Source organism: Spirillospora sp. NPDC049652 (assembly GCF_040675125.1).
GTDB lineage: Bacteria > Actinomycetota > Actinomycetes > Streptosporangiales > Streptosporangiaceae > Spirillospora.
On the sequence record NZ_JBFAOF010000188.1, the window covers coordinates 1 to 9,888 of the forward strand.

General features: G+C 74.7%; 10 protein-coding genes and 1 pseudogene. 5 read left to right on the forward strand and 6 right to left on the reverse strand.

The genetic code is table 11. The features are described from left to right. On the forward strand, window positions 1-1,284 hold a 1,284-nt coding region (locus tag AB0J52_RS15180; RefSeq protein WP_500182182.1), incomplete at its 5' end, for an MFS transporter. Here the strand turns inward: AB0J52_RS15180 and AB0J52_RS15185 are convergent. Next, the gene (locus AB0J52_RS15185) at window positions 1,247-1,822 is read right to left on the reverse strand and encodes a peroxiredoxin-like family protein (RefSeq protein WP_500182183.1); all 576 of its coding nucleotides are present in this window, start codon (window positions 1,820-1,822) and stop codon (window positions 1,247-1,249) included. The genes AB0J52_RS15180 and AB0J52_RS15185 overlap by 38 nt on opposite strands. Window positions 1,823-1,871: 49 nt before the next feature. Here AB0J52_RS15185 and AB0J52_RS15190 point away from each other — a divergent pair, with 49 nt between their 5' ends. Beyond that, window positions 1,872-2,546 (forward strand): TetR/AcrR family transcriptional regulator, encoded by a 675-nt coding sequence (locus tag AB0J52_RS15190; RefSeq protein WP_500182184.1) that lies wholly within the window; start codon window positions 1,872-1,874, stop codon window positions 2,544-2,546. A gap of 27 nt (window positions 2,547-2,573) precedes the next feature. Here AB0J52_RS15190 and AB0J52_RS15195 read toward each other — a convergent pair whose 3' ends face one another. From AB0J52_RS15195 to AB0J52_RS15210, 4 genes are read right to left on the reverse strand one after another with little or no spacing between them, the layout of a single operon-like run. Next, window positions 2,574-3,641, reverse strand: coding sequence for an NAD(P)H-dependent flavin oxidoreductase (locus tag AB0J52_RS15195; RefSeq protein ID WP_500182185.1), 1,068 nt, complete (start codon window positions 3,639-3,641; stop codon window positions 2,574-2,576). Further along, the gene (locus AB0J52_RS15200) at window positions 3,638-4,381 is read right to left on the reverse strand and encodes a CoA-transferase subunit beta (protein WP_500182186.1); all 744 of its coding nucleotides are present in this window, start codon (window positions 4,379-4,381) and stop codon (window positions 3,638-3,640) included. The genes AB0J52_RS15195 and AB0J52_RS15200 overlap by 4 nt, the downstream gene beginning before the upstream one ends. Further along, window positions 4,378-5,229 carry a CoA transferase subunit A gene (locus AB0J52_RS15205; protein WP_500182191.1) on the reverse strand — a complete coding sequence of 284 codons (852 nt, stop codon included), beginning with the start codon at window positions 5,227-5,229 and terminating at the stop codon, window positions 4,378-4,380. The genes AB0J52_RS15200 and AB0J52_RS15205 overlap by 4 nt, the downstream gene beginning before the upstream one ends. A gap of 44 nt (window positions 5,230-5,273) precedes the next feature. Then, on the reverse strand, window positions 5,274-6,023 hold the full coding sequence (locus tag AB0J52_RS15210; protein WP_500182187.1) for an enoyl-CoA hydratase family protein: 750 nt from the start codon (window positions 6,021-6,023) through the stop codon (window positions 5,274-5,276). 63 nt (window positions 6,024-6,086) lie between these two features. Here AB0J52_RS15210 and AB0J52_RS15215 point away from each other — a divergent pair, with 63 nt between their 5' ends. Both AB0J52_RS15215 and AB0J52_RS15220 read left to right on the forward strand, forming a co-directional pair. Next, a complete protein-coding gene (locus tag AB0J52_RS15215) occupies window positions 6,087-6,866 on the forward strand; it encodes an SDR family oxidoreductase (RefSeq protein ID WP_500182188.1) in 780 nt (259 codons plus the stop codon). Window positions 6,867-6,930: 64 nt separating this feature from the next. Next, window positions 6,931-7,851: an SDR family oxidoreductase gene (locus AB0J52_RS15220; RefSeq protein ID WP_500182189.1), complete on the forward strand. Its 921-nt coding sequence runs from the start codon at window positions 6,931-6,933 to the stop codon at window positions 7,849-7,851. Window positions 7,852-7,855: 4 nt separating this feature from the next. Here AB0J52_RS15220 and AB0J52_RS15225 read toward each other — a convergent pair whose 3' ends face one another. Beyond that, window positions 7,856-9,301, reverse strand: a complete 1,446-nt coding sequence (locus AB0J52_RS15225; protein ID WP_500182190.1) for a protein kinase domain-containing protein — start codon at window positions 9,299-9,301, stop codon at window positions 7,856-7,858. Window positions 9,302-9,507: 206 nt separating this feature from the next. Here AB0J52_RS15225 and AB0J52_RS15230 point away from each other — a divergent pair. Beyond that, window positions 9,508-9,846: pseudogene (locus AB0J52_RS15230) on the forward strand (hypothetical protein); the annotation flags it as partial. Window positions 9,847-9,888 lie beyond the last annotated feature (42 nt).

Consider the following 9,888-nt stretch of genomic DNA (forward strand, 5'->3'; position numbering starts at 1 on the left):
ACCGTGCTCACAGCCCTCGCCGGGCTCGCGGTCTTCCCGACCCTGCCGATCGCCGTCCGCGCCCTCGACGGACTCTGGCTGTACCCCTTGGTCGCGAGCGCCTTCGTGGCGGCCGGCCTGGTCGGCGGGGTCGTCGGCGGCGCCTGGTCGGACCGGTCGGGCCCGGGACGCCCGCTCACCGCGGGGCTCGCCCTGGCCGTCGTGACCCTGGTGGTGTCCGGGACGGCCGGGACGGTCTGGCAGCTCGCCGCCGGACGGTTCCTGGACGGGGTGTCCGCCGGGATGATCCTGGTGGCCACCAACGCCGCGATCGGGCAGACCTTCCCCGACCGGCTGCGGCCCCGCGTCCTGGCCCTGCTGAGCGCCGCCTGGGTGGGGCCGTCCCTGATCGGCCCGCCGCTCGCCGGCCTTGTCGTCTCGTGGTGGTCGTGGCGCTGGGTGTTCCTCGGCCTCGCGGCGCTGACGCTGCTGCCCGGCCTGGCGGTGATCGTCCTTCTGGGCCGGCTGCCACGGCGCGGCGCACCCGCCGGAGCCGAGGGCCCCGGCCTGGTCGTGGCCCTGGCGGTGAGCGTGGGAGCCGGGCTCGGGCAGTACGCGCTGTCCGGGCACGACGCCGTGCACCTGGCCTGCGGAGCGGCCGCCGTGCTCGTGCTGGCCGCGTTCGTGCGGCGCATGGTGCCGCCGGGCACATGGCGGGCCGCGTCCGGCCTCCCGGCCACGGTGCTGCTGGCCGGTCTGGCGTCCGGGACGTTCTTCACCCTGGAGGCCATGGTCCCGCTGATGCTGAACCTGGACGGCCGCGTCCCGCCGGCGGTCGCGGGCCTGGCGTTCACCGGGTCGGCCGTCGCGTGGGCCATCTCGTCCTGGGCGCAGAGCCGGTGGCTGGCCGAACGGCCCCGGCACCTGCTCGTGGCGGCCGGCGCACTGCTGCTCGCCCTGGCGACCGGCGGCGCGGGGATCGCGGCGGCGGCCGGGCTGCCCGCATGGATCCCGGCGTCGGCCCTGGTCGTCGCGGCCGTGGGCATGGGCATGACCGCGCCGACCCTGACCGTCCTGTCGCTGGCGCACGCCCCGTCCGGGCGGACGGGCTATGCGGGGAGCGCGATGCAGACCAGCCAGAACCTCGGGCAGATCGCGATCCTGGCACTCGGCTCGGCGCTGCTCGGCACGACCGTGTCCACGGCGGCGTCCACGGCGGGGTTCGGGCCCGCGCTGGGCGTGCTCGTGGTCCCGAGCCTGGCGATCGTCATGCTCGCCCGGCGTGCGCGGTCCGCGCGGCCCTAGCCAGGGCCAGCTTCGCGAGCATCTCGTCCAGGGACCACTGGTCGTTGGCGTGCTCGCCGAGCTTTGACGCGAGGACGGTCCCGTCCTGGGCGATGAGGAAGTCGCCGGGCAGGCCGAGCCGTCCGCCGGTCGGGCGGGACCTCGGGAACGGGTCGCGGCGCAGCAGACCCGCGACCACTGCGCGCACCATCATCGGCCACGCGCGCGGGTCGAGCAGGGCGCGCGGCGTCGACTCGACGCCGAACTCCAGGTAGAGCCTGCGCTCCGGGTCGGGGATGACGTCGAACGGCAGGTGCTCGACGTGCTCGCGCAGTTCCTCGGCGGGCGCGTGGAAGACCACCACCTCGTGGACGTCCGCCGCCTCGATCTCGGCGTTCCGGACGGCGAACGAGCGCAGGTGCACGTTGCAGATCGGGCAGCCCGCGAAGCGGCGGAACTGCAGGTGGACGACGCGCTCGGGGTCGGGCACGCGGACCGCCGCGCCGGTCACCGACGTCAGCTCGTGGGCGGGGACGTGGGTCTGGTCGAACCTGGGCACGGGAAGCCCTCCCTGTAGGTGTACGGCATACACTCATGAGGGTAGGCGTATGTCGTACGCTGTCAAGACCATGCCGCGACCCCGCTCCCTCACCCGGCCCCAGCTCGCCGCCGCCGCCCTGGTCGTCATCGACCGCGACGGCCTCGCCGCCCTCTCCATGCGCGCGGTCGCCAAGGAGGTCGGCGTGAGCACCATGGCGCTCTACCGGTACGTCGACAGCCGCGAGGACCTGGAGGCGCTGGTCGTCGAGCGGGTCCTCGCCGGCATGCCGACCGGTCCGCCGCCGGACGGCCCGTGGCGCGAGCGGGTCGCCGCACTGGTCGAGCGGCTCCGGCTCGCGGTCACCGCCCACCCCGAGACCGTCCCGCTGGCGCCGGTGCACCGGCACCGCTCGATCACGCTGCTGCGCTGGTCGGAGACCCTGCTCGGGGTGCTGGCCGACGCCGGGTTCGGCGGCGACGCGCGGATCGTCGCGCTGCGCGGCGTGACCGCCTACATCATCGGCGCGATCCAGCTGGAGCACCTCGGCCCGCTGTCCGGGCCCGGCACCGACGTGATCGCCGCGCTCCCGCCCGAGGAGTTCCCGCACATGGCGGCGGCGGGGGCCCGGGCGCGCGGGATCTCCTCGCACGAGGAGTTCCGGCGCGGCCTCGACCTCCTCCTGGACGGCCTCGACCACCGGACCGCGCCCCGCCCGGACGCGCCCAGCCCGGACGTGCGCTGACCGCCCTACGGACCTCGACTGGGCAGGTCAGCGCGCGAGGTGGGACGGCTGCCGCGCGAGCACCTCGGCGGCCTGCGCCACGATCGCGCCGATCAGCTCCGCGCAGCTCGGCAGGTCGTCGATCACCGCGACGACCTGCCCGGACGCCATCACTCCCAGGTCCGGACGGCCGTCGACCATCGCGGCCTTCAGCAGCATCGGCGTGTTGGCGGCCATGAGCACCTGCGACCACGACAGGTCCTTGCCGTGCTTCATCGCCCTGCCGTCGGCGAGCATCGCCCGCCACGACATCCCGGAGATCTTCCGGAACCGGGCGGCGTTCCGCAGCGCCCGCACCAGCCCCGACACCCGGCCCGCCTCCTCCAGGCCGGCCACCAGGTCGCTGCGCAGAACTCGGTGCGGCATGCCGTCCACCTGCCGGGTCACCACCGTCTCCGACGTCCCGAGGTAGACCTTCTTCACCCCCTCCGGGACCGAGCTGTCGGAGGTCAGCAGGAAGCGCGTGCCCATCGCGACCCCGGCCGCGCCGTAGGCGAGCGCCGCCGCCAGCCCGCGCCCGTCGAAGAACCCGCCCGCCGCGATGACCGGGATGTCCACCGCGTCCACGACCTGGGGGAGCAGCAGCGTCGTCGCGACCGGCCCGGTGTGCCCGCCGCCCTCGCCGCCCTGCACCAGCACCGCGTCCGCGCCCCACGCGGCGACCTTCTCGGCGTGCCGCCGCGCCCCCACCGACGGGATCACCACCACGCCCGCGTCCTTGAGCCTGGCGATCAGCTCGCGGCGCGGCGCCAGCGCGAACGACGCGACCCGCACGCCCTCCTTGACGAGCACGTCGATGCGGTCGCCCGCGTCGCCCGCGTCCGCGCGCAGGTTCACCCCGAACGGGGCGTCCGTCCGGTCCTTCACCTCGCGGACGGCCAGCCGCAACTGCTCCAGCGTCATCGTCGCCGACGCCAGCACCCCCAGACCGCCCGCGTTCGCGACGGCCGAGACCAGGCGCGGCCCCGCGACCCAGCCCATGCCCGTCTGCACGACCGGGTGCCGGACACCGGTCAACCGCGTCAGCGGCGTGTCGAGCACCTGCCCGGAGCTCATGCCGGGACCTCGCGGTCGCGCAGACCCTTCGGATCCAGCACCTCGCGCATGATCCGCAGTTCCTCGGCGGTCGGGGGGCGCGTCTCGGGCACCTCGTCCGGGATCACCGGCTCGAACCCCGTCGCGGCCACCACGTCCTCCACCCGCACCCCGGGATGGACGGTCCGCAACCGCATCCGGTGGTCGGGCGTCGCGAAGTCGAACACGCACAGGTTCGTGACGACGGCGCGGATCTCGTGCGCCCCCCGGTCCCAACCCACCCCGCTCACGAAGTCGACCTTCTCGGTGAACACGCGCGTCGAGTGCTTGGGCACCCAGTAGCTCGTGGGGTTCAGACGGGTGTTGCCGGGCGCGCCGCGCGACCCCAGCAGCTGCCTGGCCGGCTCGGCCCAGTCGCCGATCGCGGAGATGTTCATGTTCCCGAACGGGTCGATCTGGCTCGGGCCCATCACCACGTGCCGCCGTCCGTTCAGCACCAGCCACAGGTGGTCGCGGAACGGCAGCCAGCCCTCGATCTCCGCCGCGGACGCGCCGAGCGGCGTCGGCTCGGCCGCCAGCACCGGCCCGCCGTCGGTGGTCAGCAGGCCGGGCTCGAACGTCGCGCGCGCCAGCCGCGACCCGAGCATCGGGACGAACCCGGCGACCGCCGCCGCCACGATCTCGCCGTCCCCCCGGAACAGCTCGGCGCAGGCGACGGCGCACACCTCGGCGCGCGACGCCGTGGCGACAGAGGGGCTCATCGGTGGTTCTCCTCTCGGAACGCCCGCACCGCGTCCTGGTAGGCGGCCTCGTCGCCGGACAGGAACCGCTCGGCGAAGGCCGTCCACTGGTCCGGGTCGGCGGCGGCCTTGGCGTAGTGGCGCTGGAACGCCTCGTCGCGTCCGTGGTCGGGCTCGCAGGTGGTGAAGTGCGCGCCGTTGGGCGTCTCCACGACGCCGGCCACGTGCGCCCGACTGATCAGCAGCGACTGCAGCGGGCCCTCCTTGAGCAGGTCGGAGGTGTCCACGAGGCGTTCGCATGAGACGTACGAGGTACCGGCGGCCTTGACGAACAGGTCGTCCATGTACGGGTCGGGGCCGAGGTACTGCGCGTTGCCGCGCGCGTCGGCACGGTTCATGTGCACCAGCGCGACGTCCAGCGTGAGCGCCGGCACCGCGACCAGCTCCTCGCCGTCCCCGTAGGGTGACCGGACGGTGCGCAGCGACGGGTTCACACGCAGCACGTCCGAGCCGAGCCCGGCGGGCGTGGGCAGGAACGGCAGGCCGTGCGCGGCCGCGTACAGGCCGAACATGAACATGCCCTCGTCGTACTCGGTCAGCTCGATCGAACCGCTCTGCCGCGCCGCGCGGAAGTGCGGCTCCAACGGGACCGTGTCGAGGGTGACGAACGCGGCGACCAGCCGCCGGACCTTCCCCGCCGCGCACAGCAGCCCCACGTCCGGGCCGCCGTAGGACACCACGGTCAGGTCGCGCAGGGACGAGCGGCAGATCGCCCGGACGAGCGCCATCGGCTTGCGCCGCGACCCCCAGCCGCCGATCCCGACGGTCATGCCGTCCGACAGCGAGCCGACGACCTCGTCGATCGTCATCACCTTGTCGGACGTGGTGCGGTCGGGTGTCGTGCGGGCGCCCATCACCGCGCTCCCTTCTCGACGAACTCGTCCCTGGCCCGGTCGCCCGCGCCGACGAGGTTCAGCTCGAACGTGAAGCCCTGCTCGAACCGGTAGGACCGCTTCACGTCGACCGGGTCGATGCCGTTCAGCGACTCCTTGGCCCGCCGGATCACGTAGCGGTCCTTGGCGGCGATGTCCCCGGCGACCTCCATCGCCTTGGCGCGCAGCCCGGCGGGCGGCACGACCTCCAGCACCGAGCCGTGCCGGTGCAGCTCCTCGGCGGTCACGTTGCGGCACGTGTAGACCATGGCGCGCATGAGGTGCTGCGGGACGAGCCGGGCCAGGTGGGTGGCCGCGCCGAGCGCGCCCCGGTCGATCTCGGGCAGCCCGAAGTAGGCGTCCTCGGACGCCACGACGACGTCGGCGTTGCCCGCCAGCCCGATCCCGCCGCCCAGGCAGTGCCCGTGGACGGCGGCGACGACGGGCACCTCGCAGTCGTAGACCGCGGCGAACGCCGCGAAGCAGCCGCGGTTCGCCCCCACCAGCGCGGTGTGGCCGCCGGTCCGCTGCATCTCCTTGATGTCGACGCCGGCGTTGAAGCCGCGGCCCTCGGCGCGCAGCACCACCGCGCCGACCCGCGGGTCGCGTCCGGCCGCCAGCAGCGCGTCCGCCAGCTCGAACCAGCCCGCCACCGTCAGCGCGTTCACCGGCGGGGCGGCGACGACGATCTCCGCTATCCCGGACTCGTGGGTCGTGGTGGAGACTCCCATGCGCTACCTTTCCACCAAACATTTGTTAGAACTGACCGTAGAGGCCATCCCGGGGAGGGCGCAATGTCGCAGGAGCAGCGGCCGCAACTCGACCTCACCGGCCGGACGGCCGTCGTCACCGGCGGCGTCCGGGGCGTCGGCCTCGGCGTCACCCGCGCCTTCCTCGCCGCCGGGGCCGACGTCGTCGCCGTCGCCCGGCACGAACCGGCCGAGCTGCCCGAGGTGGACGGCCGCCGCGCCCGGTTCGCCGCCCTGGACGTCCGCGACCCGGACGCCGCCGAGGCGTTCGCCGGCGGCCTCGACCGCGTGGACGTGCTGGTCAACAACGCGGGCGGCACGCCGTTCCAGCCGGTCGCGGACGGCGACGTGCGCCGCCACATCAAGATCATCGAGTTGAACCTGGTGTCCGCGCTCGTGATGTCCCGCGCCGTCCACGCCCGCATGGCGGCCCAGGACGACGGCGGCTCGATCATCATGATCGGCAGCGTCAGCGGCGTCCGCCCCTCGCCCGGCACCGCCGCCTACGGCGCGGCCAAGGCCGGCCTGGCGAGCCTCGCGACCAGCCTCGCCGTCGAGTGGGCCCCGAAGATCCGGGTCAACACCGTCACCCTCGGGATGGTCCGCACCGAGAGCTCCCACCTGCACTACGGCGGCGAGGACGGCATCGCCGCCGTCGCCGGGACCGTCCCGCTCGGCCGCCTCGCCGACCCCGCCGACGTCGGCGCGGCGTGCGTGTTCCTCGCCTCGCCGCTCGCGGGCTACGTCAGCGGGTCGGCCCTGCTGCTGCACGGCGGGGGAGAGCGCCCCGCCTTCCTGGACGCCGCCACCGTCAACCGCGAGTGAACCGCCGACCGCGAGTGGACCGCCGACCGTGACAGAACCGTCGACCGCGACTGAGGAGCCGCCGATGATCTGCAAGGACCGCGTCGTCATCGTCACCGGCGCCGGGCGAGGGCTCGGCCGCGCGCACGCCCTGGAGTTCGCCCGGCAGGGCGCGCGGGTCGTCGTCAACGACCTCGGCGTCGCCCGCGACGGCACCGGCGTCCCCGCCTCCGGCACCGCCTCCGGCCCCGCCCGCGACGTCGTCACCGAGATCGAGAAGCTCGGCGGGCAGGCCGTCGCCAGCCCCCACGACATCGCCACCGAGGACGGCGCCGAGGCCCTGGTCGCCCTCGCCGTCGAGACCTTCGGCGGCCTGGACGTCCTGGTCAACAACGCAGGCTTCCTGCGCGACCGGATGCTGGTCAACCTGTCGGAGGACGAGTGGGACGCCGTCGTCCGCGTCCACCTCAAGGGCCACTTCCTGCCGCTGAAGCACGCGGGCCTGTACTGGCGCGCGCGGAGCAAGGCGGGCGCTCCGGTGGACGCCCGCGTGATCAACACCTCGTCCGGCGCGGGCCTGCTCGGCAGCGTCGGCCAGGGCAACTACTCGGCCGCCAAGGCGGGCATCGTCGGCCTCACCCTCGTCGCGGCCGCCGAACTCGGCCGCTACGGCGTGACCGTCAACGCCATCGCCCCCGCCGCCCGCACCCGGATGACCGAGGAGGTCTTCGCCCAGACCATGGCCGCGCCCGCCGAGGGCGGGTTCGACGCCATGGCCCCCGAGAACGTCTCCCCGCTGGTCGTGTGGCTCGGCTCGGCCGCGTCCCGCGGCGTCACCGGCCGCGTCTTCGAGGCCGAGGGCGGCCGGATCTGCGTCATGGACGCCTTCCGCCACGGCCCGTCCGTCGACAAGCGCGCGCGCTGGGACCCGGCCGAGGTCGGCGAGGCCGTCACCGTGCTGCTGGCCCAGGCTCCCACCCCCGAACCCGTCTACGGCGCGTCCTAGACCCTCAGGACGGGCGGTAGTAGGCGAGGTAGCGGCCGACCTGGGCGCAGTAGTCGCGGTACTTGGGCGGCGGGCCCCCGGCCTCCACGACCCGCTTGGAGGACGTGCGGTAGGTCGCGGCGAGGTTCAGTGCCGGGTCGCCCGGGACGTTCACGAGGTCTTTGCCCCAGTAGCAGAGGAACCTGCCCATCGCGGGGATGGACAGGTCCGGGGTGAGGTCGTCCGGGCGCGGCTCCGGGTTGTTCAGGCCGCCCGGCTGCCAGGCGGTCAGCACGTGCGGGGTCCAGCGGGCGATGCCGTACTCGCCCTTCACCGGATCGGCGAGGTTCGGGTCGAAGCCGCTCTCGACCTTCAGCATCGCCGCGATCAGTGCCGGGCTGAGGCCCGGCAGCCGGCACCACGTCCCGGCCCGGACGATCAGCCGCCGGTACTGCGGCGGGATGTCCCGGTCGGTGCGCAGCCAGCGGCCGTTCGGGTCGCCGGGCCCCGCATCGCGGTCCCCGGTGTGCCGCCCCGCGCCCGGCCCGTCGCCGCCGTTCATCGCCAGCAGCGTCCCGCCCCCGGCGGCCGTGGCCAGCGCCAGTACCCCGGCGGCCAGCAGCACCGGACGGCGCGTCCATCGCCCGCGGCGCGCGGCCCGGACGCCGGGCAGCGGATCGGTGTCGATCCTGCTGGTCGTCCGCGACAGCGCGTCCGCGAACTCTCCCGCCGACGGCCAGCGCCGGTTCCGGTCGGGGGCCAGGGCCCGGAGCACCACCGCGTCCACCGACGGCGGGACGCCCGGACGCAGCGCGCCGGGCGGCCGGGGCGCCTCCCCGGGCGGCTCGCCCGTCAGCAGGTGGTAGGCGAGCGCGCCGAGGCCGAACACGTCCGCGCGGTGGTCCGGCGCGCCGTCGATCACCGCCTGCTCGGGGGCCATGTAGCCGGGGGAGCCGGCGGGTAGGGTGAGGCTGGACAGCCGGTCCCCGGTCCGCGCGATGCCGAGGTCGGAGATCAACACCCGGTCGTCCCGGCCCGCGCCAGACCGCAGCAGGACGTTCGACGGCTTCACGTCCCGGTGCACGATGCCCTCGGCGTGCAGGTCGGCGAGCCCCAGGGCCACCTCGCGGGCCAGCCGCAGCGCCTCGCTCACCGGCAGCGGCCCGGCCGCGAGCAGGTCCTCGACCGTGCCCCGGTCGGCGTAGGTCATCACGAAATAGGGGCGGCCGTCCGGCAGCGCGCCGATGTCGAACACCTGGACGAGCCGGTGCGAGTCGACCTGGCGCAGCAGCCGCGCCTCCTGGACGAACCGCTCCCGGACGTCGTCCCGGCGGGCCCAGTGCTCGGCCAGGACCTTGATCGCCACCGGCGAGTCCAGCTCGGCGTCGTGGCCGAGCCACACCGCGGCGAAGGCGCCGGACCCGAGGAGCCGGTCGATCCGGTAGCGCCCGGCCGACGGAGGGGTCTCCATGCCCACCATGATGGGCGATCCCGGCCGGCCGCGGCAGGGCCTTGGCGATGAAGGCGGATACCGGACCGTTCGTCCCCCGCCCGGAATGCCGCGACCCGGGTGGGCGTTGCACCCTCCCGGACCCGGAAAATGATTCGCCGTCAGGGGGCCGGACGGCTACGGTGCCCCCGGTCCGTATTCTTGCTGTTGGTTATGAGGACACACCTGTGAGTTCGCCGCTCGCCGATCTGCGCGCGCGCCTGCCCGAGCTGATGCCGCGCGACAGGCAGCGGCTCCGCCGCCGGATCGAGGGCACCGCCAAGATGCGCGACGCCGCCCGGCGCGACCGCGTGGCCGCCGAGATCGCCGCCGAGGTCGAGGCCGCCGCCGGCCGGGTGGAGCGCCGCCGCGCCGCCGTCCCGACGGTCACCTACCCCGCCGAGCTGCCGGTCTCGCAGAAGCGGGACGACATCGCCGCCGCGATCCGCGACCACCAGGTCGTGATCGTCGCGGGCGAGACCGGGTCCGGCAAGACGACCCAGCTGCCCAAGATCTGCCTGGAGCTCGTTCCGGTGGCTCGCTAGGTAGGTGGTCGCGGCGCTGGACGC

What these genes read in the sequence shown, in the direction of transcription:
- AB0J52_RS15190 (WP_500182184.1), top strand. Translation starts at nt 1,872, where the DNA reads ATGTCGTACGCTGTCAAGACCATGCCGCGACCCCGCTCCCTCACCCGG.
- AB0J52_RS15195 (WP_500182185.1), bottom strand. Translation starts at nt 3,641, where the DNA reads ATGAGCTCCGGGCAGGTGCTCGACACGCCGCTGACGCGGTTGACCGGT.
- AB0J52_RS15200 (WP_500182186.1), bottom strand. Translation starts at nt 4,381, where the DNA reads ATGAGCCCCTCTGTCGCCACGGCGTCGCGCGCCGAGGTGTGCGCCGTC.
- AB0J52_RS15205 (WP_500182191.1), bottom strand. Translation starts at nt 5,229, where the DNA reads ATGACGATCGACGAGGTCGTCGGCTCGCTGTCGGACGGCATGACCGTC.
- AB0J52_RS15210 (WP_500182187.1), bottom strand. Translation starts at nt 6,023, where the DNA reads ATGGGAGTCTCCACCACGACCCACGAGTCCGGGATAGCGGAGATCGTC.
- AB0J52_RS15215 (WP_500182188.1), top strand. Translation starts at nt 6,087, where the DNA reads ATGTCGCAGGAGCAGCGGCCGCAACTCGACCTCACCGGCCGGACGGCC.
- AB0J52_RS15220 (WP_500182189.1), top strand. Translation starts at nt 6,931, where the DNA reads ATGATCTGCAAGGACCGCGTCGTCATCGTCACCGGCGCCGGGCGAGGG.
- AB0J52_RS15225 (WP_500182190.1), bottom strand. Translation starts at nt 9,301, where the DNA reads ATGGAGACCCCTCCGTCGGCCGGGCGCTACCGGATCGACCGGCTCCTC.